The 26,416-nt window shown below is 73.6% G+C and carries 26 protein-coding genes; 13 read left to right on the plus strand and 13 right to left on the minus strand.

Annotation, left to right across the window (positions count from 1 at the left end; genetic code table 11):
* Positions 1–4: 4 nt before the first annotated feature.
* Together AC1RNL_RS09990 and AC1RNL_RS09995 are read right to left on the minus strand one after the other, a co-directional pair.
* A complete protein-coding gene (locus AC1RNL_RS09990; protein WP_492935115.1) occupies positions 5–865 on the minus strand; it encodes a hypothetical protein in 861 nt (286 codons plus the stop codon).
* Positions 866–1,066: 201 nt separating this feature from the next.
* Complete coding sequence (locus AC1RNL_RS09995; protein ID WP_492935116.1) at positions 1,067–1,732, minus strand: DsbA family protein; 666 nt, start codon at positions 1,730–1,732, stop codon at positions 1,067–1,069.
* A 92-nt stretch (positions 1,733–1,824) separates the two neighbouring features.
* Between AC1RNL_RS09995 and AC1RNL_RS10000 the strand changes: the two genes are divergently transcribed.
* Positions 1,825–2,112, plus strand: a complete 288-nt coding sequence (locus AC1RNL_RS10000) for a DUF1905 domain-containing protein (RefSeq protein ID WP_492935117.1) — start codon at positions 1,825–1,827, stop codon at positions 2,110–2,112.
* A 57-nt stretch (positions 2,113–2,169) separates the two neighbouring features.
* The gene (locus AC1RNL_RS10005; RefSeq protein WP_492935118.1) at positions 2,170–4,455 is read left to right on the plus strand and encodes a protealysin inhibitor emfourin; all 2,286 of its coding nucleotides are present in this window, start codon (positions 2,170–2,172) and stop codon (positions 4,453–4,455) included.
* Position 4,456: 1 nt separating this feature from the next.
* Here the strand turns inward: AC1RNL_RS10005 and AC1RNL_RS10010 are convergent, their stop codons facing one another.
* Both AC1RNL_RS10010 and AC1RNL_RS10015 read right to left on the minus strand, forming a co-directional pair.
* Complete coding sequence (locus AC1RNL_RS10010; protein ID WP_492935119.1) at positions 4,457–6,142, minus strand: thiamine pyrophosphate-binding protein; 1,686 nt, start codon at positions 6,140–6,142, stop codon at positions 4,457–4,459.
* 173 nt (positions 6,143–6,315) lie between these two features.
* Positions 6,316–7,470, minus strand: a complete 1,155-nt coding sequence (locus AC1RNL_RS10015; RefSeq protein WP_492935120.1) for an ATP-binding protein — start codon at positions 7,468–7,470, stop codon at positions 6,316–6,318.
* 91 nt (positions 7,471–7,561) lie between these two features.
* Here AC1RNL_RS10015 and AC1RNL_RS10020 point away from each other — a divergent pair, with 91 nt between their 5' ends.
* Complete coding sequence (locus AC1RNL_RS10020) at positions 7,562–8,296, plus strand: lysoplasmalogenase family protein (protein WP_492935121.1); 735 nt, start codon at positions 7,562–7,564, stop codon at positions 8,294–8,296.
* Positions 8,297–8,366: 70 nt separating this feature from the next.
* Positions 8,367–9,173 carry an aspartate/glutamate racemase family protein gene (locus tag AC1RNL_RS10025; RefSeq protein WP_492935122.1) on the plus strand — a complete coding sequence of 269 codons (807 nt, stop codon included), beginning with the start codon at positions 8,367–8,369 and terminating at the stop codon, positions 9,171–9,173.
* Here AC1RNL_RS10025 and AC1RNL_RS10030 read toward each other — a convergent pair.
* Together AC1RNL_RS10030 and AC1RNL_RS10035 are read right to left on the minus strand one after the other, a co-directional pair.
* Positions 9,066–9,962, minus strand: a complete 897-nt coding sequence (locus tag AC1RNL_RS10030) for a LysR family transcriptional regulator (RefSeq protein ID WP_146356004.1) — start codon at positions 9,960–9,962, stop codon at positions 9,066–9,068. The genes AC1RNL_RS10025 and AC1RNL_RS10030 overlap by 108 nt on opposite strands.
* Before the next feature lie 35 nt (positions 9,963–9,997).
* Entirely contained in the window at positions 9,998–10,927 is a 930-nt protein-coding gene (locus AC1RNL_RS10035; protein WP_128189962.1) for a DMT family transporter, read from the minus strand.
* A 31-nt stretch (positions 10,928–10,958) separates the two neighbouring features.
* On the opposite strand from AC1RNL_RS10035, the gene AC1RNL_RS10040 reads away from it, so the two are divergent.
* Entirely contained in the window at positions 10,959–11,249 is a 291-nt protein-coding gene (locus AC1RNL_RS10040) for a GNAT family N-acetyltransferase (RefSeq protein ID WP_128189961.1), read from the plus strand.
* A gap of 6 nt (positions 11,250–11,255) precedes the next feature.
* On the opposite strand, the gene dhaM is transcribed toward AC1RNL_RS10040, so the two are convergent.
* Genes dhaM through dhaK form a run of 3 tightly spaced genes read right to left on the minus strand, consistent with a single transcriptional unit; the run spans position 11,256 to position 13,553 of the window.
* On the minus strand, positions 11,256–11,921 hold the full coding sequence (gene dhaM, locus AC1RNL_RS10045; RefSeq protein ID WP_128189960.1) for a dihydroxyacetone kinase phosphoryl donor subunit DhaM: 666 nt from the start codon (positions 11,919–11,921) through the stop codon (positions 11,256–11,258).
* Positions 11,918–12,547 carry a dihydroxyacetone kinase subunit DhaL gene (gene dhaL, locus AC1RNL_RS10050; RefSeq protein ID WP_128189959.1) on the minus strand — a complete coding sequence of 210 codons (630 nt, stop codon included), beginning with the start codon at positions 12,545–12,547 and terminating at the stop codon, positions 11,918–11,920. Before dhaL ends, dhaM begins: the two co-directional genes overlap by 4 nt.
* 1 nt (position 12,548) lies before the next feature.
* Positions 12,549–13,553, minus strand: coding sequence for a dihydroxyacetone kinase subunit DhaK (gene dhaK, locus AC1RNL_RS10055; RefSeq protein WP_128189958.1), 1,005 nt, complete (start codon positions 13,551–13,553; stop codon positions 12,549–12,551).
* A 187-nt stretch (positions 13,554–13,740) separates the two neighbouring features.
* Between dhaK and AC1RNL_RS10060 the strand changes: the two genes are divergently transcribed.
* A complete protein-coding gene (locus tag AC1RNL_RS10060; RefSeq protein ID WP_128189957.1) occupies positions 13,741–14,517 on the plus strand; it encodes an MIP/aquaporin family protein in 777 nt (258 codons plus the stop codon).
* A 77-nt stretch (positions 14,518–14,594) separates the two neighbouring features.
* Positions 14,595–16,106, plus strand: a complete 1,512-nt coding sequence (gene glpK / locus AC1RNL_RS10065) for a glycerol kinase GlpK (protein WP_146355998.1) — start codon at positions 14,595–14,597, stop codon at positions 16,104–16,106.
* Between the two features lie 100 nt (positions 16,107–16,206).
* Here glpK and AC1RNL_RS10070 read toward each other — a convergent pair whose 3' ends face one another.
* Together AC1RNL_RS10070 and trpD are read right to left on the minus strand one after the other, a co-directional pair.
* Positions 16,207–17,157 carry a hypothetical protein gene (locus tag AC1RNL_RS10070; RefSeq protein WP_128189955.1) on the minus strand — a complete coding sequence of 317 codons (951 nt, stop codon included), beginning with the start codon at positions 17,155–17,157 and terminating at the stop codon, positions 16,207–16,209.
* A 4-nt stretch (positions 17,158–17,161) separates the two neighbouring features.
* Positions 17,162–18,217 carry an anthranilate phosphoribosyltransferase gene (gene trpD / locus AC1RNL_RS10075; protein WP_492935123.1) on the minus strand — a complete coding sequence of 352 codons (1,056 nt, stop codon included), beginning with the start codon at positions 18,215–18,217 and terminating at the stop codon, positions 17,162–17,164.
* A gap of 69 nt (positions 18,218–18,286) precedes the next feature.
* Between trpD and ctaE the strand changes: the two genes are divergently transcribed.
* From ctaE to AC1RNL_RS10100, 5 genes are all read left to right on the plus strand, one after another.
* A complete protein-coding gene (gene ctaE / locus AC1RNL_RS10080) occupies positions 18,287–18,931 on the plus strand; it encodes an aa3-type cytochrome oxidase subunit III (protein WP_310125466.1) in 645 nt (214 codons plus the stop codon).
* 7 nt (positions 18,932–18,938) lie between these two features.
* Positions 18,939–19,757 (plus strand): cytochrome bc1 complex diheme cytochrome c subunit, encoded by an 819-nt coding sequence (gene qcrC / locus AC1RNL_RS10085; protein ID WP_492935124.1) that lies wholly within the window; start codon positions 18,939–18,941, stop codon positions 19,755–19,757.
* Positions 19,758–19,786: 29 nt separating this feature from the next.
* Complete coding sequence (gene qcrA / locus AC1RNL_RS10090; protein ID WP_492935125.1) at positions 19,787–20,899, plus strand: cytochrome bc1 complex Rieske iron-sulfur subunit; 1,113 nt, start codon at positions 19,787–19,789, stop codon at positions 20,897–20,899.
* Positions 20,896–22,485, plus strand: a complete 1,590-nt coding sequence (gene qcrB, locus AC1RNL_RS10095; protein WP_310125471.1) for a cytochrome bc1 complex cytochrome b subunit — start codon at positions 20,896–20,898, stop codon at positions 22,483–22,485. Before qcrA ends, qcrB begins: the two co-directional genes overlap by 4 nt.
* Positions 22,486–22,588: 103 nt before the next feature.
* Positions 22,589–23,629, plus strand: coding sequence for an LLM class flavin-dependent oxidoreductase (locus tag AC1RNL_RS10100; RefSeq protein WP_492935126.1), 1,041 nt, complete (start codon positions 22,589–22,591; stop codon positions 23,627–23,629).
* 10 nt (positions 23,630–23,639) lie between these two features.
* On the opposite strand, the gene AC1RNL_RS10105 is transcribed toward AC1RNL_RS10100, so the two are convergent.
* Positions 23,640–24,803, minus strand: a complete 1,164-nt coding sequence (locus AC1RNL_RS10105; RefSeq protein WP_492935127.1) for a phosphotransferase family protein — start codon at positions 24,801–24,803, stop codon at positions 23,640–23,642.
* Between the two features lie 58 nt (positions 24,804–24,861).
* Here AC1RNL_RS10105 and AC1RNL_RS10110 point away from each other — a divergent pair, with 58 nt between their 5' ends.
* Complete coding sequence (locus tag AC1RNL_RS10110) at positions 24,862–25,926, plus strand: FUSC family protein (protein WP_492935128.1); 1,065 nt, start codon at positions 24,862–24,864, stop codon at positions 25,924–25,926.
* Here the strand turns inward: AC1RNL_RS10110 and AC1RNL_RS10115 are convergent.
* Positions 25,884–26,399, minus strand: a complete 516-nt coding sequence (locus tag AC1RNL_RS10115) for a hypothetical protein (RefSeq protein WP_128189946.1) — start codon at positions 26,397–26,399, stop codon at positions 25,884–25,886. The genes AC1RNL_RS10110 and AC1RNL_RS10115 overlap by 43 nt on opposite strands.
* Between the last annotated feature and the right edge of the window lie 17 nt (positions 26,400–26,416).

Consider the following 26,416-nt stretch of genomic DNA (forward strand, 5'->3'; position numbering starts at 1 on the left):
CCGCTCAGGGCAGGGCAGCGCAGCGGGCGACGACCCAGTCGAGCAGCGCGTCGCGCTGCGCGTCGGGGCTCGGGAGCACGAGGTCGACGGGCCGGTCGCCGTGCTCGGCGCGGATGCGGAAGAGCGTGCCCTGCTTGTCCTCGGCGACCGCGTGCAGGTCGCAGCGGCCGGGCACGAGCGGCACCCGCACCGCGATGGGCGCCGCGCCCGCGCGCAGCTCGATGCCGAGCGGCAGCGCCTCGGCGCGCTCGCCGTCGGCCTCGAGCGCGAGGAGCACGGTCGCCGGGATCGCCTCGAGCCGCCCGAGCGGCTCGCCGTCGCCCGCCACCGGCGTCACCTCGAGCCGCAGCACCGCCGGCCCCGAGCCGTCCTGGGGGATGTCCGGCTCGCCCCACGCGAGCCCGGCCACCTCGCGCTCGAAGGCGCGCAGGTCGCAGACGGCGTCGTCGAGCGCCTCGAGCTGCCCGTAGGGGTCGGTCGGCTCCGCCTCGAGCTCCCGGCCGTCGGCGAGGCGGAGCGTCGCGCGATGCTCGAGCGGGCCCGCGTCGCACGTGGGCTCCGGCAGCGGCAGGCGCAGGTTGCGGCGCGCACCGGGCGGGATGCGCGCCTCGTCGTCGCGCACCATCGGAGCGCTCCAGCGGCTCGACTCGTAGGCCGTCGAGGCGATCACGAGCTCGCGGTCGCCGCGGTTCGTGACGCGCAGCTCGACGTGCCCGGAGGCGACGTCGCCGCGCAGCTGCACGAGCTCGACGAGCACGTCGGGAGCTGGCCCCTCGTCGGGCGCGGGCGCGCCCGCGCAGCCGAGCGGCGCGACCGCCAGCAGGCACGCGGCGGCCAGCGCTCCGAGGCTCCGACGGCGCGGCACGTCGCCATCCTGGCACCTGCGGAGGCAACGAGCTCCCGGCGGGGAGAACTGCCCATTCCGCCCGGCCGGGCGAGCCAGCTAGCGTCGCTCGCGACAGAGGCGGACGGCGTCGGTCGCGGCCTCGCGTCGAGCCGCCGGCGGCTCCTCCTCCCCGTCGGGCCGTCGGCGGCTGCCCTGCCGAGGCGCGCTCGGGAAGCGGGCCTACTGCTCGAGCGCCGCCTGGATCGCCGTCTCGAGGTCGGCGAAGTCGCGCAGCTCGAGCTGCTCGCCGTCGACGAAGAACGTCGGCGTCGACTGCACGCCGAGCGAGATGCCGGCGTTGGCGTCGAGCGCGACGCGGTCGAGCGTCGCGGGGTCGGCGACGGCGGCGTCGTAGGCCTCGAGGTCGAGGCCGAGCTCCTCGGCGTAGCCGCGGAAGACCGCCACGGCGTCCTCGGTGCCGGCCCACTCCTGCTGGCGGTCGAAGAGCAGCTCGTGCATCGCCTCGAACTGCCCCTGCTGGGCGGCCGCCTCGGCCGCGAGCGCCGCCGGGATCGCAGCGTCGTGGCTCGGCAGCGGGAAGTAGCGCACCGCGAACGTGACCTCGCCCGCGTAGGTCGAGCGCAGCTCCTCGACGATGGGGTGGAACTGGCCGCACGCGGGACACTCGTAGTCGAGGAACTCGACGACGACGGGTGCGCCCTCCCCTGCGTCGTCGAGGATGTGCGTGGTCTCGTCGACGAGCTCGGCGGGCGGGCCGCTCGCCGCGGCCGGCGCCGGCGCCGCGGTGCTCGTCTCCCATGGGCGCACGATCAGCAGCGCGGCTGCGACGATGAGGACGATCGCCCCGACGAGGACGGAGATGCTGACGGCGGCGCTTCGCGACATGCGCTCCAGGCTATCGGGGCGACGGCCATTACCCGGACCTCGACGGCGCACTGAGGGGCGCATGGGCCGGCCCGAGGAGTAGCGTGCCGCGGGTGGAGCTCGAGTTCAGCACGACCGCGATCGAATGGCGCGGCCCCGCCCCCTTCGTCTTCGCACCCGTGCCCGCCGACGAGTCGGAGCTGATCGCCGAGAGCGCCCGCGAGCTCACCTACGGGTGGGGCGTCATCCCCGTGGAGGCGACGGTCGGCGGCACGACCTTCACCACCTCGCTGTTCCCGCGCGACGGCGGCTACCTGCTGCCGCTCAAGATGGTCGTGCGGCGCGCGGAGGGCATCCTGGTCGGCGACCCGGTGCGGGTGCGGATGCGCCGCGGCCGCTGACGACCGCGTCAGCGCCGCCGAGTAGCATCGGCGTCTCACGAGGCGAAGGGGTGCGGGATGCAGCTGGCAGCACGGATCGGGGCGACCGCGGCGGTCGCCGCCCGGCGCGCGGAGCGCGCGCTCCACCGCCTCGCCCGCCCCGCCGCCTTCGCGCTCGCCCCGGTGCTGCTGGGGCAGGCGAAGCGCCTGCAGTCGGGGCTCGTGTGGCTGCCGGAGCCTGCGGGCACGCGCTCGGGCACCGTCGGCGAGGGCGACGGCGCGCCGCTGCGGCTGCTCGTCATCGGCGACTCGACCGCGACCGGCGTCGGCGCCGAGCGGCTCGACGACAGCCTCGCCGTGCAGACCGCCGCGCTCGTCGCCGGCTACCGCGGCCGACCGGTCGCGTGGCGCATCGAGGGCCTCGAGGGCTCGAATGCCGCGCAGGTGCTCGAGCGGCACCTGCCCGCCGTCGGCGCGCCCGACGACGCCCCGTGGGACGCGATCGTGCTGCTCGTCGGCGCCAACGACGCGCTGCAGCTCGTCAGCCGACGCGCGTTCGCGCGCGCGATCGGCGGGCTCGTCGACGGCCTCGGGCAGCGCCTCGCGCCCGGCGGTGTGCTCGGCCTCGCCGGCGCGCCGCAGATCGACACGTTCGAGTGGCTGCCGCAGCCCATCCGATCCCTCATCGGCGGCCACGCCCGCAGCCTCGACGACGTGCTGCAGCGGATCGCCGCCGACGAGCCGCACGTGCTGCACCTGCCGACGCCCGCGATCCTCGAGCCGCACCTGCACGCATCCGACGGCTTCCACCCGTCGGCGGCCGGCTACCGGCACTGGGCGGCGATCATCGCGCCGCGCCTCGCGCGCGCGCTGCGCGAGCGGCAGTCCGACCGCGCGCCCCACCCGTCCGCGCGGCACGGCATCGTGCCGCCGTTCCTGCTCGAGCGCCTCGCCGCGGCGGGCAGCCCCGCCGCCTCGGTCGCCGCGCACACCCTCGGCCTCGACCGCGGCATCCGCGCCGAGCGCGCCGCCGCGCCCGCGCATCGCCGGCTGCGCGCCCCCGCCCCCGCGCGCGTGCCCGGCGAGCGCCCCGCGCCCCGCCGCATCGTCAGCGACGCGCGCGGCACGACGGCGCTGCCCGGCGACCCGGTGCGCACCGAGGGCGACCCGCCCACCGGCGACCCGGCGGCCGACCAGGCCTTCGACGGGCTCGGCGACTCGTGGCGCATGCTCTTCGAGGCGCTCGGGCGCGACTCGCTCGACGGCGCGGGGATGCCGCTGCTCGCGACGGTGCACTACGGGCAGCGCTACGACAACGCGTTCTGGGACGGCGAGCGCATGGTCTTCGGCGACGGCGACGGCGAGGTCTTCGCTGGCTTCACCGGCGCGGTCGACGTCATCGGCCACGAGCTCGGCCACGGCGTGATCTCCGCGACCGCCGACCTCGTCTACCGCGACGAGCCCGGGGCGCTCAACGAGTCGATCGCCGACGTGCTCGGCGCGCTCGTGAAGCAGCACTCGCTCGGCCAGCGCGCCGACGAGGCCGACTGGCTCATCGGTGCCGGGGTCTTCACCGAGCAGGTGCAGGGCGTGGCGCTCCGGTCGATGGCCGCCCCCGGCACCGCGTTCGACGACCCGGTGCTCGGCAAGGACCCGCAGCCGGGCCACATGCGCGACCTCGTCGTGACGACCGACGACCTCGGCGGCGTGCACATCAACTCCGGCATCCCCAACCGCGCCTTCCACCTCGCGGCGACCGCCATCGGCGGGCACGCGTGGGAGGCGCCGGGCCGCATCTGGATGGACGCCCTCACGGGCCCGCTCCCCCGCACGGCCGGCTTCCGGGACTTCGCCGAGGCCACGCTCGCCGCGGCGGCCGCGCGCTACGGCGACGACGTGCGCGAGACCGGCGCGGTGCGGGCCGCGTGGGAGGCCGTCGGCGTGCTCGAGCCCGCGGCCGGACCGGCGCACGGCGACGGCGCGGAGCCGACGGATGCGGCGCCGACGGATGCGGCCCATGACGCGGTGCGGGTCGCTCGCTCGGGCGGCATGCTCGGCCGCACTCGCGCGGCCGTGCTCGAGCTCGAGGTCATCCCCGGCGCGGATCGCGAGCGGCTCGACACCCTCGTCGCCTCGGGCGCCCTCGAGGCGCTCGACGGCCAGGCGATGCCCGACGCGCCGCTGTGGCGCGTGACGGTCGAGACGCGCTGCGACGTGACGGTCGCCGAGCCGCTGCTGCCGGAGGAGGTGCTCGAGCTGCTGCGGCGCCTGCTCGAGCTCGGCGACCGGCCGCTCGGCGGCGACGAGCCGGTCGCGCACGAGGGCGACGAGCCGGTCGCGCACGAGGGCGACGAGCCGGCGTGACCTACCGGGCCGAGGCGCGGGTCGCCGCCTCGACGATCTCGAGCATGTAGGGCGCGACGACCTGCTGCGAGACGCGGCAGTCGGCGACGAAGACTCCCTCGGCGCCGCTCGCGAGCCAGGCCTCGAGCTGCGCGAGGTCGGCGAGCGTCTCGATCACCGCGCCCTCGGCGCCGACCGCGCGGCCGAGCGCGGCGAAGTCGACCTGGTCGATGAGCATGGGCTGCTCGGCGACGCCGCGCACGGCGTACTGGTGGATCTCGGCGCCGTAGGCGGCGTCGTTGACGATCACGACCACGCCGCGGCGCACCGTGCGCGCCACGCTGTCGAGGTCGGCGAGCGCCATGAGCGCTCCGCCGTCGCCCGAGACGAGCACGAGCGTGTCGTCGGGCCGGGCCGCCGCGGCGCCCACCGCGCTCGGGAACCCGAGCCCGATGGTCTGGAAGGCGGTGCCGACCATCAGCAGCCGCTCGGGGTCGGCGATCGTCAGGTGCGTCGGCGCCCACCCGATGAAGTGCCCGCCGTCCGAGACGACCACGCGGTCGTCGGGCAGGATGCGCTCGAGCGCGTGGAAGAGGCTGCGCGGGTCGAGCCGCCCGTCGGGCGCGGCCGGCTCCCCCGCCTCGCGCTCGAAGTGGATGCCCGTGACGTCGCCGAGGCCGGCCGCGGCCCACCCCTCGTCGCCGCGCGCGTGGCCGTCGCCGTCGCCGAGCAGCGCGAGCAGCGCGTCGGCCACGAGGCGCGCGTCGCCGCGCACGAGCTCGTCGACCCGCGGGTTCGTCGCTGCATCGAGCACGTCAACCTGCACGATGCGGGCGGCGGGCGCGAAGGCGTCGCCGAACCGCGTCTGGAACTGGTTGAGGCCCGCGCCGACGACGAGCACCGCATCCGCCTGCTCGATCGCGGCGGCGGCGCGCTCGGAGGCGAAGCCTCCCGAGATGCCGAGGTGCCGGTGGTCGGCGGCGAAGATGCCGCTGCCGAGCGCGCTGGAGGCGGTGCGGGCGCCGAGCCGTGCGGCGAGCGCGCGGAGCGGCTCGGCCGCCCCCGCGAGGTGCGTGCCGCGGCCGGCGAGCACCAGCGGCCGCTCGGCGGCGTCGAGCAGCGCCGCCACGCCCGCGAGCTGCTCGGCGTCGATCGCGATGAACGGCGGCACGGGCGCGCGCTCCGCCGTGGCCACGCCACCGGTCTCCTCCTCCGCCGGCCGGTGGGCGAGGTCGTAGGGCAGCGCGAGCACGACGGGGCGGCGCTCCACGAGGGCCGTCTGCGCCGCGCGGCGGGCGGCGGCACGTGCGTCTCCGGTGCCGACGACGATCGTCTCGACGCCGACTGCGGCCGCGATCGCGGCCTGGTCGACGTCCCACGGCCGCGGCCCGGTGGTCGGCTGGTCGCCGACGACGAGCACGAGCGGCACGCGCGCCTGCGCGGCCTCGGCGAGCGGCGTGAGCGCGTTCGTGTAGCCGGGCCCGTAGGTGGTGGTCGCGATCGCGAGCCCGCCGCCCGCGCGGAAGCAGGCGTCGGCGGCGGCGACTGTTGCCGCCTCGTGCCGCACGGCGGTGACGCGCATGGCGCCGCGGCGCACGACGGCGTCGAGGAACCAGGCGTTGCCGTTGCCCATGAGGGCGAAGACGTGGGACGCGTGCTGCTCGAGCTCGGCGGCGACGGCGGCGGAGACGGTGGTGGTGTCGGACACGGGCACTCCAGGGCGGGACGGAGGCTCATCCACGGCGCGGCAGCGGGTGCGGCGCGACGTGGCACGGAACCTCGACGATGGGGTTCGTGTGTGTCGCGCGCGGATGCGCGTGGTCCCATTTCTCGAGACCGGCGCGCGAGGGCGCCTGACGTGACGAGCGTAGCCGACGCGCGTCAGTCGTGGAACGTGCGGCGGGCGGCGGTCGGCAGCCCCAGCTGCGCGTCGTGCGGGTGCTCGCGCAGGTGCTCGCGCATGCGCGGGATGGCGAAGTCGACGAGTCCCCGCCCGGGCACGACGATGACGCCCGCATCGAGCAGCCGCGCGCGCTGCCTGCCGGCGTTGCCGCTCGTCGCGCCCATCCGCTCGGCGACGTCGGCCGTGGTCGCCGGCCCGTCGTCCTCGGCCATGGCGAGCAGGTAGTCGCGGTCGCGGCCCGACAGGCCGCGGAGCGCCGGCACGATGACGCTCTCGCCCATCGTCGCGTAGGCGACCTCGACGGCGTGCTCGACCGCATCCGCCGTGATCTCGTCGTCGGCGGGGCGGTGCTCCCACGCGCGGGCGCCGATCGTCTGCACGAGGAACGGGTAGCCCTCGCTCGCGCGCGCCGCGCGCTCGAGCGCCGCTTCGCCGATCGAGCGCCCGTGGGCGCGCACCGGCTCGGCGATCGCCGCTCGCGCCTCGGCGAGCGTGAGGGTGTCGAGCCGCACCTGCTGCGCGCGGCGGAAGAACGTGAGGCCGTCGGCCTCGAGCGCCGCGGCGATGGAGGCGGGCACGCCGGCCGCGACGATCGCGACGCGGCGATCCTCGCGCAGCAGGTGCTGCACCGCGATCGCGATGCGGCGCAGCTCCTGCATCGACTCGACCGCGACCTCGTCGAGCGAGAGCAGCACGCCGGCGCCGCCCGCCTCGGCGAGCTCGACGAGCCGCGCGAGCATGCTCTCGAGCCGGGGCTCCCGCGGGTACTGCGGCACCACCTGGGTCGTCGCCCCGCCCAGCTGCGGCAGCGTGACGCCGGTGAGCTCGCGGGCGTAGGCCTCGGGATCCTGCGCCTGCAGCAGCGCCGGCAGCCGGTCGCGCTCGAGCGCCTCGACGAGGCCGACGTGCAGCGTGCCGTGCACGACCGTCCAGCCGCGGCCCCGCGCCTCGTCCTCGACCGCGTTGAGCAGCACCGTCTTGCCGACCCCGCGCATGCCGGTGACGAGCGCGGCGCGGAAGGGCGACCACGCGCCGAGGCCGAGCACCTCGCGCCACTCGGCGAGCAGCGCGTCGCGGCCGGCGAGCAGGGGCGGCGAGATGCCGAAGCCGGGGCGGAACGGGTTGTCGTGCACGCGGCCACTCTGCCACCGACCGCCCACCCGGCTCGCCGACACGGCGACGGCCCGCTGCCGCCCACCGCGCTCGGCGTGGAACGATGGCGGCATGTCCGCCACGCCGACCGCAGGCCTGCGCGCCGGGGCGCCCGCGGGCGGGCCGGTGGGCGTGCCGCGGCCGCTGCGCCTCGCGTTCTGGTGCTCGGGCATCGCGCTCGCCGCGAACGTCGGCGCCGCGCTGCTGCTCGGGCTCGAGATCGGCGACGCGGGGCTGCTCGAGCTCACGCGCAAGGCGCTCATGTGGGCGCTCGCGACCCCCATCGCCGTGGCGCTCGTGCTCATCGGGGCGCTCCGCCACGCGGTGGGCCGCTGGCACGTCGCCGCGCTCGTGCTGTGCGCGCTCGGCGACGGCCTGGGCGCCGCGACGGCCATCACGATCGTGCTGCTGGGGCTCTTCCTCGCCGGGCACCTCGTCTATCTCGCGGCGCTGTGGCCGACGCGGCGGCGCTCGCTCGCCTGGAGCTGGGCGGCGCCCGGCTACGCCTTCGTCGCGCTGCTCGCCGGCACCGTGATCGCCGCGAACGCCGGACCCTTGGCCGTGCCCGTGCTCGTGTACGCGCTCGTGCTCGCGGGCCTCGCCGCGTTCGCCGCCATCGACACCCCGGGCCTCGTGGGCGGCCTGCTGCTGCTCGCGACCGACCTCATCCAGGGCTTCGGGCTGTTCGTGCTCGAGATGCCGGATGCGCTGCGCGCGTTCGCGGTGCTCATCCCGTACGCGGCGGCGCAGGCCCTGCTCGCGCTCAGCTTGCAGCAGCGCCTCCGGCTCGGCGTCGCCGACGTATAAGCGACGGTTATCCGAGCGCTGAGCAACACAGGCTGGACTGATGCCCACTGTGGGTGGTGGAGTGGACGGCATGCACCCCGCACCCCTCGGCATCCTCGGCGGCATGAGCTGGCACTCCACCGCCCACTACTACCGCGCGATCAACGAGCGGGTCGCCGCGGTGCGCGGCGGCCACGCCTCCGCCCGCATGCTGCTCGCGAGCGTCGACTTCGCCGAGGTGCGCGACTGCCAGCTGCGCGAGGACTGGCCGGGCGCCGCGGCGATCCTCGCCCGCGAGGCGGCGGCCCTCGAGCGCGCGGGCGCCGGCTCGATCGCGATCGCGACGAACCTCATGCACAAGGTGGCGCCCGAGGTCGAGGCCGCCATCGGGGTGCCGCTCGTGCACATCGCCGACGCCGTCGCGCACGCGGCACGCGCGGTCGGCGCTCGCACGCTCGGCATCGTCGGCACGCGCTGGGTCATGTCGGAGCGCTTCTACGCCGACCGCCTCGCCGCGCACGGCATCCGCGCCGTCGTGCCCGACGCATCCGCGCAGGTCGAGCTCGACCGCATGGTCTTCGACGAGCTCACGCGCGGCGTCGTGACGGAGGCGTCGCGCGCGGCCTTCCGCGACGCCTTCGCCGCGCTCGCCGACGCGGGCGCCGAGGCGATCGTGCTCGCCTGCACCGAGATCATGCTGCTCGTCGACGCGAGCGACGCGCGCGTGCCGCTCATCGACTCGTGCGAGCAGCACGCGGCCGCCCTCGCGCGGATCGCGCTCGGCGAGGCGTCAGCCGACGCGCTCGCTCCAGAGCCGCTGCATGGCGTCGAGCACGGTCTGCACCGCGGGAACGCGCTCCGCACCGTGGCGGTGGCGCAGGGAGACGGTCCGGCCTGAGCCGTCGGCGAGCGGCGCCACCACCACGTCGTCGCGCGTGAGCACCCGCAGCGCCATGTCGGGCAGCAGCGTGACGGAGCCGGTGGCGGCGACGAACGACTGCGCCGCGACGAAGTCGTCGGTCTCGAACTGGATGCGCGGGGCGAAGCCGGCGTCAGCGGCGAGGGCCTCGAGGTGCGACCGGCAGCGCTCGCAGCCGCCCACCCAGTCGGCGCTCGCGAGGTCGCCGATGTCGACAGGGCGGCCGTCGGCGAGCGGGTGGTCGCGCGGCAGCACGATGCGCGAGGGGTCGGGGCCGAGCTCGATGCGCGCGAGCTGCACCTCGTCGTGCAGCTCGTCGTACTCGAAGGCGACCGCGACGTCGGCGTCTCCGGCGAGCACCGCCTCGATCGCCTCGGGCGGCTCGACCTCGATGACGCGGGCCGTGAGGCCCGGCACGGCGACCCGCGCCGCCGCGATCGCGCGGGGCACGAAGTCGGCGAGCGCCGACGGGAACGCGGCGATGGTGACCGTGCCGGCGCCCTCGGCGAGCGACGCGAGCTCCGCCTCGGCGGAGCCCAGCAGCCCCGCGATGCCGTCGGCGTGGCGCAGCAGCCGCTGGCCGGCCTCGGTGAGCGTGACGCCGGTCGACGAGCGCAGCAGCAGCGCCTGGCCGACCTCCTCCTCGAGCAGCCGGATGTGCTGGCTCACGGCGGGCTGCGTCCACCCGAGCGCGCGCGCCCCGCCCGAGACGGAGCCCTCGCGCGCGACGGTGCGGAAGATCAGGATGCGTCGCGGGTCCAGCTGCATGGGTCAAGCATGCCGCACGTCTGCTGGCGCGGCCGCTACTCCCCCGGCATGCGCACGGGCGCGTCGATCGCGCCCGTCGGCGTCTCGTCGCGCGTCGCGGTCGCGTGCCGGCGCGCGGCGAGCAGCTCGACGGCGTACATGGCGCCGAGGATCATGCCGCCGCCGACGAGCAGCCGCCAGGTGAGCTGCTCGCCGCCGAACGCGATCGCGAACGCCGTCGCCCACACCGGCTCGGCGGTCATGATGACCGCGGCCCGGGTGGCGCTGATCTGCGCCTGCGCCCACGTCTGCACCCACATGGCGCCGATCGAGGCGAAGACGACCATGTACGCCATCGACAGCCACTGGCCGCCGGTGTCGGGCAGCGTGATGCCGTCGGGCGCGCCGCCGGCGAGGCATACGAGCCCGATGACCCACAGCTGCACGATCGAGATGCCGAGCGCGTGCTCGGTCGTGGCCCAGCGCGCGGTGGCGATGATGTGGAGCGCGTAGGCGAGCGCCCCGCCGAGCGTGAGCGCCTCGCCGACGCCGAACGAGATGCCGGTGAGGGTGAGCACGACGAGGCCCGCGGCGGCGACGGCGACCGCGACCCAGGTGCTGCGCTCGATGCGGTGGCGCAGCGCGAGCGCGGCGATGAGCGGCGTGAGCACGACGTACAGGCCGGTGAGGAACCCGGAGACGGATGCGGGGGTCGTCTCGAGGCCGATCGTCTGCAGGATCTGCGCGGCGGTGTAGAGGCCGCCGAGCGCGGCCGAGCGCAGCAGCAGCGGTCGCCCGAGCCGGGCGATCGACCGCCATGCGATGAGCGTCATGACGACGGCGGCGAGCAGGAACCGCACGCCGAGGAAGTCGAGCGACGGCACGTGCTGCACGAGGTCGCGGATGAGGAAGAAGGTCGAGCCCCACACGATCGTCAGGGCCACGAGCAGCGCGGTCGCGAGCCGAGTCGTCCCTGTCGCTGCCACCGGATCAGCCTAGGGCGGTAGCGTGACCGCCATGGACCAGCAGCAGCAGATCGAGATCGTCGACAACGCCGAGGCGCGCCGGTTCGAGGCGCACCTGGACGGCGCCCTCGCGGGCTTCGCCGACTACCGCGACGCCGACGGGGTGCGCTCCTTCGTGCACACCGAGGTCGACCCGTCGTTCGGCGGGCGCGGCGTCGGCTCGCAGCTCGTCGATGCGGCGCTGCGCGCCACCATCGCCGACGGCAAGCGCGTGCGGCCGCTCTGCTCGTTCGTGCGCGCGCGTGCCGCCGCCGACGAGTTCGCGGTGCACGTCACCGGCTGAGCCGGGCTACTCCCCGAAGCGGTTCCGCGCGAGCGCCTCGATCGCGGCGAGCGCGTCGCGGGCGTCGGGGCCCGTCGCCTCGAACACGACGCGCGAGCCGCGATCGAGCCCGAGCGCGAGCACGCGCAGCATGCTCTTCGCGTCGACGCCCTCGACGGTGACGGCGGCGTCGAAGCCGCTCGCCGTGCGCACGAGCTCGGCAGCCGGGCGGGCGTGCAGCCCGTGCTCGTTCTCGAGCACGAGCTCGAGGCGCTGCGCCTCGCCCGCGGGCTCGTCGCCCGCCTGCGGGGGCGCGGCCTCCGCCTGCCGCGCCTCGGCGGCGGCGACGACCGCGTCGAGCCCGTCGCCCGACTCGGCGGCGACCGCGGCGGCGACCGCGCCCTCGACGATCGGCGCGTCGGCGATGCGGATGCGCTCGGGCGCCTCCGCGAGCTCGAGGGCGGTCTCGGCCGTGAGCACGGCAGAGCCCAGGTCGCACAGCACCACGACGCCGTCGCCGGACTCCGCCTCGGCGAGCGCCGCCTGGATGCGGTCGAAGCTCGTGCCGATGCCACCGTCGTCGGTGCCGCCGGCGGCCGCGATCGTCACGCTCGGCGCCATCTGCGCCGCGAGCTCGACCACCCCCTCCGCGATCCGGGCGGAGTGCGAGACGACGACGAGCCCGACGGTCACCGCGTCTCCGCGGCGGCGCGCAGCATGAGCGCGGTCGACTCGGCGCCCGGGTCGCGGTGCCCGATCGCCCGCTCCCCGAGGTACGAGGCGCGCCCCTTGTGGGCGACGAGCGGCTCGGTGGCGACGGCTCCGGCCTGGGCGGCCTCCGCGGCCGCCTCGAGCACGGCGCGCACGTCGTCGCCCGCTGCCGCGGCGGCGTCGACGGCCGGCGTCCACGCATCCACCATCGTCTTGTCCTGCAGCTCGGCCTTGCCCCGCGCGACGATGCCGTCGCGCGCCGCGGTGAGCACCTCGACGAGGCCGACCGCATCGAGCGCGTCGCGCTCGCCCGCCGCCATGGCGCCCTTGAGGAACGCGGTGCCGTAGAGCGGACCGGCGGCGCCGCCGACCGTCGAGATGAGCGTCGTGGCGACGAGCTTCAGCACGGCGCCGGGCGTCGCGCCGTCGTCGAGCGCGTCGAGCTTGCCGAGGACCGCCTGGAAGCCGCGGTCGAGGTTCTCGCCGTGGTCGGCGTCGCCGATCGCGCGGTCGAGCGCCGTGAGCTCGGCCTTGCGGCTCGAGACCGCGGCGGCCACCGCCTCGATCCAGCGTCGCGTCCAGGCGCCGTCGAGGTGCTGCTCGGCCACCTCAGCGGCCCCAGCGGAGCGCCGCGGTCTGCACCGGGGCGTCGTAGAGGTCGAGCAGCTCGTCGTCGACCTGCAGGAGCGTGATCGACACGCCCTGCATCTCGAGGCTCGTGACGTAGGAGCCGACGAGCGAGCGGGCGAGCTCGATGCCGCGCTCGGAGAGGATCTCGGCCGCGCGACGGAAGACGATGTAGAGCTCCGACAGCGGCGTGCCGCCCATGCCGTTGACGAGCAGCACGACCCGGTCGCCCTTCGAGAAGGGCAGGTCCTCGAGGATCGGCTCCATGAGCCGGTCGACGATGCGGTCCGCGGGCTCGAGCGCGATGCGCTCGCGGCCGGGCTCGCCGTGGATGCCGATGCCGATCTCGACCTCGTCGTCGCCGAGGTCGAAGCTCGGCTCGCCCGCGTGCGGCACGGTGCACGGCGCGAGCGCCATGCCCATCGAGCGCACGCGGCTGTTGACGGTGCGCGCGACCTCGGCGACCTGGTCGAGCGTGTCGCCGCGCTGGGCGGCTGCGCCCGCGAGCTTCTCGACGAGCAGCGTGCCCGCGACGCCGCGCCGGCCGGCCGTGTAGAGCGAGTCCTTGACCGCGACGTCGTCGTCGACGACGACCGACTGCACCTCGATGCCCTCGGCGAGCGCGAGCTCGGCGGCCGTCTCGAAGTTCAGCACGTCGCCGGTGTAGTTCTTGACGATGTGGAGCACGCCAGCGCCGGCGTCGACCTGCTTCGTCGCCTCGAGGATGGGGTCGGGCGTGGGCGACGTGAACATGGCGCCCGGCACGGCGGCGTCGAGCATGCCGAAGCCGACGAAGCCCGCGTGCAGGGGCTCGTGGCCCGAGCCGCCGCCCGAGACGAGCCCGACCTTCCCCGCCACCGGCGCATCCGCGCGCACGACGGCGAAGGGCGGGTCGATCACCACGCGCACGAGGTCGGCATGGGCCGCGGCGAAGCCTGCGAGGCCCTCGTCGACGGTCTTGGCGGGGTCGTTGATGAGCTTCTTCACGGTGGCTCTCCTTCGGACGACAGCGGGTCTGTGCTCACGCTACGCCTCGACCGCTGGAAACTCGACGGACCATCTGAGACATCCTCCAATCGACTCCACACAGCCAACCCATTGCTGGTTACAGTGGCGATACCACCCGAGCGGGCGGTACGGGCGATGAGGCCCGTGGACGAGAAAGCAGGGTCCTGTGGACGATCCGAACATCGGTCTGATTTTCCTGTCCGAGCTGGTGGGCACCGCGATGCTCGTCCTGCTCGGCTGCGGCGTGGTCGCCAACGTGGTGCTGAAGGGCAACAAGGGCTTCGGCGGCGGCTTCCTGATGATCAACTTCGGCTGGGGCCTCGCGGTGTTCGCCGGTGTCACCGTCTCCATCTACTCGGGCGCGCACATCAACCCGGCCGTGACCTTCGGCCTGCTCGCGAACTCCCTCGCGACGGGCGCGGAGTACAACTGGGCGGCGCTCCCGGCCTACCTCGGCGGCCAGTTCCTCGGCGCCTTCCTCGGCGCCGTGCTCTGCTGGCTGGCCTACAAGCAGCACTTCGACATCGAGGAGGACCCGGGCGCCAAGCTCGGCACCTTCTCGACCGGCCCCGGCATCCGCAACACCGGCTGGAACCTGATCACCGAGATCATCGGCACCTTCGTGCTGGTCTTCGTCGTGATCGGCTTCGGCGCGCAGAACGGCACGGAGGACGGCGTGCCCGCCGGCCTCGCCGCGCTCGGCGCACTCCCTGTGGCGCTCCTCGTCGTCGGCATCGGCGCCTCGCTCGGTGGACCCACCGGGTACGCCATCAACCCCGCCCGCGACCTCGGACCGCGCATCGCGCACGCGGTGCTGCCGATCCGCGGCAAGGGCGACAGCGACTGGGGCTACTCGTGGATCCCGGTCGCCGGCCCGATCATCGGCGGCGTGCTCGCAGGGCTCGCCGCGCCGGCGCTGATCGCGACGATCGCGGCGGCCTGAATCGACGGGGAGGGGGCGGATCGCCCCCTCCCCTCCTCTTTCCCTGCACGCATCCACCACCAAACGAAGGAGTTCCGGTGAACGACTACGTCATCGCCATCGACCAGGGCACGACCTCCACCCGTGCCATCCTCTTCGACCACGCCGGCAGCATCGTCTCCACCGGCCAGCTCGAGCACGAGCAGATCTTCCCCCAGGCCGGCTGGGTCGAGCACGACCCGAAAGAGATCTGGAACAACACCCGCGAGGTGATCGGCCAGGCGCTGTCGAAGGCCAACGTGACCCGCCACAACGTCAAGGCGATCGGCATCACCAACCAGCGCGAGACCGCGGTGGTCTGGAACAAGCAGACCGGCGAGCCGGTCTACAACGCGATCGTCTGGCAGGACACCCGCACGCAGAAGATCGTCGACCGCCTCGCGGCCGGCGACACCGACCGCTACAAGCAGAAGGTCGGCCTGCCGCTCGCGACCTACTTCTCGGGAACGAAGATCGTCTGGATCCTCGAGAACGTCGAGGGCGCGCGCGAGGCGGCGGAGGCCGGGGACCTGCTCTTCGGCACGACCGACTGCTGGGTGCTCTGGAACCTCACCGGCGGCGTCAACGGCGGCGTGCACGCGACCGACGTCACGAACGCGTCGCGCACGCTGTTCATGGACCTCGAGTCGCTCGAGTGGGACGACGCGATCCTCGCCGACTTCGGCGTGCCGCGCTCGATGCTCCCCGAGATCAAGCCGTCGTCGGGCGAGTTCGGCGTCGCGGCCTCGGAGTCGCTGCTGCGCGAGACGCCCATCACGGGCATCCTCGGCGACCAGCAGGCGGCCACCTTCGGCCAGGCCGCGTTCGACAAGGGCGAGGCGAAGAACACCTACGGCACGGGCAACTTCCTCATCTTCAACACCGGCGAGGAGATCGTCCACTCGAAGAACGGCCTCCTCACGACCGTCGGCTACAAGATCGGCGACGAGCCCACCCACTACGCGCTCGAGGGCTCGATCGCGGTGACCGGCTCGCTCATCCAGTGGCTGCGCGACAACCTGGGCCTCATCCCCGACGCCCCGGCGGTCGAGCAGCTGGCGAAGTCGGTCGACGACAACGGCGGGGCGTACTTCGTGCCGGCGTTCTCGGGCCTGTTCGCCCCCTACTGGCGGCCGGATGCGCGAGGCGCGCTCGTGGGCCTCACCCGGTACGTCAACAAGGGCCACATCGCGCGCGCGGCCCTCGAGGCGACCGCGTTCCAGACGGCGGAGGTCGTCGACGCGGTGAACGCCGACTCGGGCGTCGACCTCACCGAGCTCAAGGTCGACGGCGGCATGATCGCCAACGACACGCTCATGCAGTTCCAGGCCGACATCCTGCGGGTGCCGGTCATCCGCCCGGTCGTCGCCGAGACGACCGCGCTCGGCGCCGCCTACGCGGCCGGCCTCGCGGTCGGCTTCTGGGGCTCGCTCGACGAGCTGCGCCAGCAGTGGCAGGAGGACCGCCGCTGGGAGCCGCAGATGGAGCAGGAGGCGCGCGACCGCACCTACCGCAACTGGAAGAAGGCCGTGCAGAAGACCCTCGACTGGGTCGACGACGACGTCGAGTGATCCCTCGAGCCGGAGGGTGATCGGAGGGGGCGGCTGCGGCCGCCCCCTCCTCGCGTCGGAGCGCTCGGTGTCAGAGCGCTCGGTGTCAGAGGGCGCGGTGTCAGAGGGCGCGGTACTGCGGGTCGGTGATCCAGATGATCGCCGCGGCGATGCCGAGGATCACCATCGCCGCCCTGGCCGTCGAGACCGCGAGCACGATCGATGCCCACCAGTCGTCGTCCTCCGAGAGCCGGCCGCGCGCGACCGGCTGCTTCGCCGAGATCGCGACCGCGATGGCCAGCAGGTCGAGGCCGGCGAGCGCGAGGATGAGCGCGGAGCGCAGCCGCGGCCGCTCCCCCGTGCGCGATGCGCGCCCCGAGCCGTGCGGCTCGGCGACGTTCGCGACCGGCAGCAGTGCGCGCATCCACCCGTCGAGCCACCACGCGAGCAGCACGAGGCCCAGCAGCAGCGCGAGCAGCACCGAGCGCACGAGCGCCTCGTCGGCGATCGACACCTGCTCGGCCCACGGGTCGGCGGCGAGGCGCGGGCGCAGCAGCGGCAGCGCCCGCCCGAAGAAGGCGGCGCCGGCGGTCGCGTAGCCGAGCACGACGATGAGGATCGTCAAGGGGTGCCGCATCCGCACGAGCATCCACGCGACGATGAGCGCGCCGCCGGCGAGGAAGTCGATCGCGTCGAACGCGCCGTACGTCGTGGCGCCGAGCAGCGTCGTCGACTGCATGAGCACGATCGGCACCTGCGCGATCGCGTACAGCACGATGCAGAAGACCGCGCCGATGCGGTAGCCGAGCGAGGCCGGGGCGACGACCGCGGCGAGCATCAGCAGCAGCACGCCGATGCCGCGGAGCGTGACCGAGGGCACGATCGCCGGCGGCCGGTGGAGCAGCAGCGTGAGCCCGTAGCACGCGAGCAGCCCGCCGACGGCGAGCGCGGCGAGCAGCAGCGAGCGCGAGCTGCGGTCGGCCCAGCCGAGCCGCCAGGTGTGCCAGACCTCGTCGCCCGACCAGGAGGCCTGCCGCTGCACCCGGTGGTGCTCGGTCGCGGTGCCGCTCACCCGCTCAGCCCGCGGCGGCGGCGCGCCACGCCTCGAGCGTGCGGGCGGCCGCGCCCGAGTCGATCGACGCCGTCGCGGTCGCCAGCTCCTCGGCCATGCGCTCCTTGAGCGGGCGGTACTTCTGGCGCGGGTCGCTCTCGAGCCGCCACGCGACGAGCGCCGCGGCGGCGTTCAGCAGCACGATGTCGCGCACCGGCCCGGGCTCGCCCGCGATGGTGCGGCGCAGCACCTCGGCGTTGTGCTCGGGCGATCCGCCGCGCAGGTCGTCGAGGCTCGCGCGCGGGATGCCGAGCTCGCGCGGGTCGATGTCGTGCTCGACGACGTCGCCGCGCGAGACCTCCCACAGCTCGGAGTGGCCGGTGGTGGTGAGCTCGTCGAGCCCGTCCTCGCCGCGGACGACGAGCGCCGTCGCGCCGCGGGTCGCGAAGACGCCCACGAACTGCTCGATGATGTGCTTGTCGGCGACCCCCACGACCGAGACCTCCGGGCGCGCCGGGTTGACGAGCGGTCCGAGGTAGTTGAAGACCGTCGGCACGCCGAGCTGCGCCCGCACCGGGGCCGCGTGGCGGAAGCCGGGGTGGAAGCGCATCGCCCAGGCGAACGAGATGCCGGCGGCCTCGAGGATGCGGCGCACCTCGGCCGGGTCGTCGCTCGCGGGCACGACGCCGAGCACGTCGAGCACGTCGGATGCGCCGGAGGACGACGAGACCGCGCGGTTGCCGTGCTTCAGCACCGGCACGCCGGCGCCCGCGACCACGATGCTCGCTGTGGTCGAGATGTTGACGGTGTGCTGCCGGTCGCCGCCCGTGCCGACGATGTCGACCACCCGCGACTCGCCCGGGAGCGGCACCGCCGCCTCGAGGATCGCGTCGCGGAAGCCGACGAGCTCCTCGGCCACGACGCCCTTGGCGCGCAGCGCGATGAGGAAGCCCGCGGTCTGCGCCTCGGAGGCCCGTCCGGCGACGACCTCGGCCATCGCCCACTCGGCCTGCCGGATCGCCAGATCCTCGCCCTCCAGCAGCGTCTCGAGCACGCATGGCCAGGTCAAGAGACGATCCATTGCTCCAGCCTATCCTCGCGCGGCACGCTGGCCGTCCGGGTCCGGACCCCGGGCCGATCTGTCACTAGGATGGATGTCGTGTCCACTACTGCGCTCTCCACGTCGCCGTCGGCGCCGATGATCAGGCGGCCGAACACCGTTGCGGTCGGCACGATCGTCTGGCTCGGCAGCGAGGTCATGTTCTTCGCCGGCCTGTTCGCGATCTACTTCACGCTCCGCTCGATGTCCGGCGACCTGTTCGCCACCGAGGCCGAGCAGCTGAACGTGATCTTCGCGACCATCAACACCGCGATCCTGCTGGCGTCGAGCTTCACCTGCCAGGCGGGTGCGAACGCGGCGGAGCACCACCAGGCGTTCCGCACGGGCAGCGCGCTGCAGCTGTCCAAGTGGGGCATGGTCGAGTGGTTCTACCTCACCTACGCCATGGGCGCGGTCTTCGTCATCCTGCAGGTGTTCGAGTACGTCGTGCTCGTCGGCCACGGCATCACGCTGTCGTCGAACTCCTACGGCTCGGCGTTCTACATCACGACCGGCTTCCACGGCCTGCACGTGACGGGCGGGCTCTTCGCCTTCCTGTTCGTCATCGGCCGCGCGTACGCGGTGAAGCGGTTCGGGCACAAGGAGGCGACGAGCGCGCACGTCATCTCCTACTACTGGCACTTCGTCGACGTGGTCTGGATCGGCCTGTACCTCGTCATCTACTGGCTCAAGTAATCGGTTGGTGAGCACATTGGCAACTCGTAAGAAGACCGGCCGCAGGCACCCCCTGGCGAGCGCGGCGATGCTCCTCATCGGCCTGGTGGCCGCGGGCAGCGCCTCGGCAGCGGTGAGCACCGTGGCGAACGCCGAGCCGGCGGGCACCGCTCCCCACGCGCAGCAGCTGACCGTCGAGGACGGCCAGGAGCTGTTCCGCGCCAACTGCGCCTCGTGCCACGGCCTGAACGCCGAGGGCACCGAGAACGGCACGAGCCTCATCGGCGTGGGCGCCGCATCCGTCGACTTCCAGGTCATGACCGGCCGCATGCCGATGGCCTACTCCGGCCCGCAGGCCGAGCAGCGCGACCCCATGTTCACGCAGGAGCAGTCCGACGCGATGGGCGCATGGGTCGCCTCGCTCGCGCCGGGGCCCGAGGTCCCCTCGGACGAGCTCCTCGACGTGTCGCAGGTCGACGAGGAGGGCGTCGCCCGCGGCGCCGAGCTCTTCCGCATCAACTGCGCCATGTGCCACAACGTCGCCGGCGCCGGCGGCGCGCTGACCGAGGGCAAGTGGGCCCCGCACCTGCGCGACATCGACCCGGCGCACGTCTACGAGGCGATGCTCACCGGCCCGCAGAACATGCCGGTCTTCAACGACGCCAACATCAGCCCGGAGCAGAAGCGCGAGATCCTCGCGTACCTGGACTACCTCGACGAGAACCCGTCGGTCGGCGGCTTCGACCTCGGCAGCCTCGGACCGGTGTCGGAGGGCCTGTTCATCTGGATCTTCGGCCTCGGCGGCCTGGTGGCCGTCTCGGTCTGGCTCACCTCGAAGCCGAACTGATCATGACGCAGGACACAGAGAGGACCAGCATGTCGGCTGAGGACCACGCCGGGCACGAGCAGCAGCAGGTCGCCGTCTACGACCGCGGCGCGGCCATCGAGCAGTCGGACGCGTTCGAGAACCCCGGCCTGCCGCCGCACCGCCCGCGCCAGACCGACCTGCACCCCGAGAAGGAGCGCCGCGCCGAGCGCCAGGTCGTCGGCTGGTTCCTGGTGTCGATGCTCGGCACCGTGCTCGCGATCGTCGCGTACATCGCGGTGCCGATCGTCGAGGGCGACATGACGAGCGTGCGCCTCAGCAACCTCTTCCTCGGCCTCGCCATCGCGCTCGCGCTGCTCGGCATCGGCATCGGCGGCATGCACTGGGCCCGCCAGCTCATGAGCTCGCACGAGGTCGTCGAGGAGCGCCACCCGTCGCGCGGCTCCGAGAAGAGCCGCGCCCGTGCCGTCGAGATCTTCCAGCTCGGCGACCAGGAGTCGGGCTTCACGCGCCGCTCGCTGATCCGCAACACGCTCATCGGCGCCATCGCGCTCGTGCCGCTGCCGGCGATCGTGCTCTTCCGCGACCTCGCCCCCGCGCAGGACGCCGTCGAGGCGATCTCGAACACCATGTGGCGGCAGGGCACGCGCCTCGCGCTCGACCCGACGGGCACGCCCATCCGCGCCGCCGACGTCACGGTCGGCTCCGCCTTCCACGTGATCCCCGAGGACCTCAAGGACCTCGACCACGACGGCGGCTACCTCGACCAGAAGGCGCTCGCCTCGGTGCTGCTCGTGCGCGTGCCGCTCGACCGCCTCAACGAGCAGCCCGACCGCGCCGGCTGGTCGTACGACGGCATCGTCGCCTACTCCAAGATCTGCACGCACGTCGGCTGCCCCGTGGCGCTGTACGAGCAGCAGACGCACCACCTGCTGTGCCCCTGCCACCAGTCCACGTTCGACGTGACCGACCACGCCAAGGTGATCTTCGGTCCCGCCAAGCGTCCGCTGCCCCAGCTGCCGATCACGGTCGACGACGAGGGCTACCTGATCGCCCAGAGCGACTTCACCGAGCCCATCGGTCCGTCGTACTTCGAGCGTCTGCACCACATCGACGAGGGCCACGTCCCGCTCTCGGCCGCTGAGACGGAGAACCGCGCATGACCTCCACCGCAACGCGCGACACCTTCACCTCGAAGGCGTCGAACTACCTCGACGAGCGCACGAGCATGTCGACGCTCGTCGCCACGCTCGGCCGCAAGGTCTTCCCCGACCACTGGTCGTTCATGCTCGGCGAGGTCATCCTCTACTCGTTCGTCGCGATCCTGCTCTCGGGCACGTTCCTGACGTTCTTCTTCGAGCCGTCGATGACCGAGGTGCACTACGAGGGCTCGTACGTGCCGCTCAAGGGCATCGCGATGTCGGCCGCGTACGCGTCGTCGCTCGACATCTCGTTCGACATCCGCGGCGGACTGCTCATGCGCCAGGTGCACCACTGGGCGGCGCTGCTGTTCGTGGCCGCCATCGGCCTGCACATGCTGCGCGTGTTCTTCACGGGCGCCTTCCGCAAGCCGCGCGAGATCAACTGGGTGATCGGCTTCGTGCTGTTCATCCTGGCGATGGCCGAGGGCTTCACGGGCTACTCGCTCCCCGACGACCTGCTCTCGGGCAACGGCCTCGCGATCATCAACGGCATGGTCAAGGGCATCCCGATCGTCGGCACCTGGATCTCGTACCTGTTCTTCGGCGGCCTGTTCCCGGGCCACGAGATCGTGCCGAGGCTCTTCGTGCTGCACATCATGCTGCTGCCGGCGCTCGTGATCGCGATGATCGGCGTGCACCTCGTGCTCATGGTCATCAACAAGCACACGCAGTTCGCCGGCCCCGGCAAGACCAACGACAACGTCGTCGGCGCGCCGATCATGCCGCTGTTCGCCGCGAAGGCCGGATCGTTCTTCTTCATCGTGTTCGGCGTGCTGGTGCTCATCGCCTCCACGTTCACGATCAACCCGATCTGGAACTACGGCCCCTACGACCCGTCGCCGGTCTCCGCCGGCACGCAGCCCGACTGGTACATCGGCTTCGCCGACGGCGCCCTGCGCCTGGCGCCGGGGCTCGAGACCGAGCTGTGGGGCATGACGCTCTCGTGGAACATCCTCATCCCGATGGCGGTGCTCGGCATCTTCATCGTGCTGGTCATGTTCTACCCCTTCATCGAGCAGTGGATCACGGGCGACAAGCGCGAGCACCACATCGCCGAGCGCCCGCGCAACAACCCGACGCGCACGGCCATCGGCTCCGCCGGCATCGTGTTCTACGCGGTGCTGTGGGCCGCGGCCTCGTCCGACCTCATCGCGACGCACTTCCGCCTCAACGTCTTCCAGGTCACCTGGTGGCTGCAGGCGACGCTGATCCTCGGACCGGTGATCGCGTACTTCCTGACGAAGCGCATCGCGATCGGCCTGCAGAAGAAGGATCGCGAGATCCTGCTGCACGGCTACGAGTCGGGCCGCATCCTGCGGCTCCCCGGCGGCGAGTACGTCGAGGTGCACGAGCCGCTCGACGAGTACGAGTCGTGGAGGCTCAAGTCGTTCGACACGTACGAGCCGGTCATGGTGCGTCCCAACGCGAAGGGCCGGATCACGCCGGGCACGCACCTGCGCGCGGCGATGACCCGCTGGTTCTTCGAGGACCGCATCAGCCCCGTCACGCGCGGCGAGCTCGAGGCCGCGAAGCACGACGGTCACTGATCTGACGCACGACGAGGAAGGGCCCGGGATCGCTCCCGGGCCCTTCCTCGTGCGCGGAATGCCCCGCGCGCTCGCCCGGTTGGCCTGAGCGGAGAGGATCCCCATGCCCATCGAGTTCGGTGTCCACACGTTCGCCGCAGTGCCCGTCGTCGACGGCGCTCCGCTCAGCCACGCGCAGGTGCTGCGCGACGTCGTCGCCGAGGGCGTCGCTGCCGACCGGCAGGGGCTGGCGTTCTTCGGTGTCGGCGAGCACCACCGCGACGACTTCGCGGCGAGCGCGCCCGAGATCCTGCTGGGCGCGCTCGCGACCGCGACCGAGCGCATCCGCCTCGGCACCGCGGTCACGGTGCTCTCGTCGAACGACCCGGTGCGGGTCTTCGAGCAGTTCTCGACGCTCGACGGCATCTCGAGCGGGCGCGCCGAGATGATCGTGGGCCGCGGCTCGTTCGTGGAGTCCTTCCCGCTCTTCGGCTACCGGCTCGAGGACTACGAGGCGCTGTTCGAGGAGCGGCTCGAGCTGCTCGCCGCGCTCGTGCGCGAGGAGCCGGTCACCTGGTCGGGCACGCTGCGGTCGCCGCTGCACGAGCAGCCCGTCTACCCGCGCTCGCACGCGGCGGAGCACGGCGGCCGCATCCCTGTCTGGGTCGGCGTCGGCGGCTCCCCCGAGTCGGTCATCCGCACCGCACGGCACGGGTTCGACATGATGCTCGCGATCATCGGCGGCAGCCCCGCGCAGTTCGCGCCCTTCGCGGGCCTCTACCGGAAGGCGATGGAGCAGTTCGGGCACGCGCCCGGCCGCATCGGCATGCACTCCCCCGGCCTCGTCGCCGAGACGGACGCGGAGGCCAAGCGCATCCTCATGCCGCAGTGGATGGTCTACCGCAACCGCATCGGCCGGGAGCGCGGCTGGGGCGACGCCACCGAGCGCGAGTTCGACGCGTCGATGTCCGAGCACGGCGCGATGTTCGCCGGGAGCCCAGAGACGGTCGCGCAGAAGATCGTCTGGGCGAAGGAGACCCTCGGCGTCGAGCGCTTCGACCTGAAGTACGACTCCGGCACGAGCCACGAGGACAACCTGCGCTCGATCGAGCTGTTCGGCACCGAGGTGGTGCCGCGCGTGCGCGCGCTGCTCGGCGAGGCCTAGCCGCTCGCAGCTAGCGCAGCACGGCCTCGGCGCGCTCGAGCAGCTGCTGCGCCGACGAGTTGCCGCGGTCGTCGCCGCGCCCCGCGTTGGCGAGCGCGTGCCCGAGCAGGTGCGTCGCCGCGATCGCCGCGACGCGCGCGTCGCCGTGCCAGCCGGCCTGCAGCTCGTCGGCGAACGCGGCGAGCGCGGCGCCGGCGGGCGTGCCGGGCGTGCGCTCGACGGCGCTGACGACGACGTGCCCGAAGAGCGCGCCGCGGTCGTCGGCCGGGTCGCCGAGCCCCGCCGTGTCGATGTCGAGGATGCCCGTGATGCGCGAGGGGTCGTCCTCGGCCACGAAGATCTGGCCGAGGTGCAGGTCGCCGTGGATCGTCACCGGGCGCGGCACGGGCGTCGCCGCGTAGCGCTCGTGCACGATGCGCGCGAGCCTCGCGGTCTGCCGCGCGAAGACCGGCGCCGTCTCCTCCATGCGCTCGGCGTACCAGTCGACGCGGCGCGCGAGCGACTCGCGCGCGCCGATCGCCGCGGGCACTGTGGCGATGTGCTGCGTGAGCTCGTCGAGCCCCCGGGCGAAGCGGACGCGGTCGATGCGCTCGAAGACCTCGATGGCCGGCACGCCCGGCAGCTCGCCGAGCAGCACGAGGCCGGCGTCCGAGAAGCCGAGCGTGCGCGGCACGGGCACGCCGGCGGCGCGGAAGCGCTCGTGCAGGTCGTGGATGGTCGAGGCGAGCGACGGGTGCACGACCTTCGCGAACCAGCGCTCGTCGGCGGTGTCGACGCGCAGCACCGCGCGCTTGCCGGGCCGGTAGGCCTCCATGCGCAGCTTCGCGCCCTCGGCGGCGATGCCGAACTTCGCCAGCACGACGCCCGCGGCCTCGGGGTAGGAGACGGCCGGGAGCGACGGCAGCGCGGGGTCCTGCGGGTACGCCCACGCGGTCAGGCGACGGCCCGAGGCGTCGACGAGCTCGACGGTGTGCTCGTCGACCGGGGCGCCCGGCGACGTGTTCACGTAGATGGTGACGCGCTCGATCGTGTCGTCGTGCGTGCGCACTCCGCAGGAGTAGCCGATGATGAAGCCGTCGTTGACCGGCTCCACATCCTTCTGCGCGAAGTCGACGAGCTCTCGCCCGCTCTCCGCGACGAGCCGCATGAGCACGGCGGCGGCGTTGTCGAGCATGGCCCCATCCAACACCGCCCCCGCTGGGAACGGCGCACGCCGCGCGTATCGTGGAGCCGTGCAGCGGATCGGGCGTCGGTGGTTCGGGCGCCTGCTGAGCGTCGAGCAGGTCTCATGGCTGCAGGTGCTGAAGACCGTGGTCGCGATCGCGCTCTCGTGGTTCGCCAGCCGCCTGCTGCTGGGCGTCGAGCTGCCGATCTTCGCGGCTATCGCCGCCCTGCTCGTGGTGGCGCCGAGCGTCAACCAGTCGATCGGCAAGGGCGTCGAGCGCTCGGGCGGGGTGCTCGGCGGCGTCGTGCTGGCCTGGGTCGCGCACCTGCTGCTGCCGCCGGGGCCGCTCATGGTGCTCGCGGTGACGATGGTCGCGGTCGTGCTCGCGCGGCTGCTGCGGCTCGCGCCGATGGCGGCGAACCAGCTGCCGATCAGCGCCATGATCCTGCTCGCGCTGGGAGCCGGCACGGGGCCCCTGTTCGGGTTCGAGCGCGTCGTCGAGACGCTCATCGGCGCCGTCGTCGCGCTGCTCATCAACCTCGTCGTCGTGCCGCCGGTGCACCACGAGCCGGCGGAGCGGGCGATGCGCGAGCTCGCGCACGACATCGCCGACGCCTACGACCGCGTCGCACGCGCGCTCACGTCGGAGCGCATCGAGGGCGCGCGGCTGCTCGCGGACGCGCGGGCGCTGCGGGGGCGCGTGCAGGCCACGCGGGGCGCGATGGACGCGCTCGAGGACTCAACCCGCCTGAACCCCCGCACCCGCGCGCTGCGGGAGCGCATCGAGCGCGACGAGCGGCTGCTGCTGAGCCTCACCGTGCTCACGAACCGAGTCATCGGCATGTCGCGCTCGATCGCCGACCGGTTCGAGCCGTCGCTCGTCGCGGACGCCACGGTGCAGCGCATCGCCGCCGAGTCGCGCAGGATCGCCCACGAGGTGCGCGCGCTCGTCGACCAGCAGGCGCTCGACGACGGGCGCACCACGTCGATGCCGGCGCTCGAGGGGCCGGCGCTCACGACGCCGATCGAGGTGCCCGCGCCGCATCCGACCCACTGGGTGCTCATCGGCGCCCTGCTGGAGGACGTGCGTCAGGCGCGCGAGTCGCTCGAGGCCGGCGCCGACGGCGTGTAGGGCACGAGCCACTGCAGGCGCCAGAACTCCTCGGCCGACAGCTCGAAGGAGTGCGTGTCGATCGACACGGCCCGGCGCACCTCGTCGGGGTCGAGGTGCGGGCGGGCGAGGATCGACACCGCGCTCTGGCCGAGCACCGTCGAGCGGCCGAAGTGGATGGCGACGATGTCGGGCGTCGCGGGCGTGTCGGAGACGACGTAGGCGCTCGACAGCAGCCGGGAGCGCCCGAGCATCCGCCACGAGAAGTGCCGGCCCGCCCACGTCGCCTCGGCGATCACCTCGCGGTCGCCCTTGTCGGGCCGGTGGTACTCGTAGACCTCGCGCAGCTGCAGCGGCGAGTTGCGCACGAGCTCGAAGCTCACCCGCGGGTTCTTGCGCTCGGCGTGCGTCCAGTAGGGGAACGTCGTCGCGCGGATCGCCCAGGTCCCCCGCAGGAGGCGGGCGAGCTCGGCGGGATCGGCGACGCGTGACATGCGTTCAGGATAGCCGC

Source organism: Agrococcus sp. GW821-FHT14H11, from assembly GCF_058803545.1.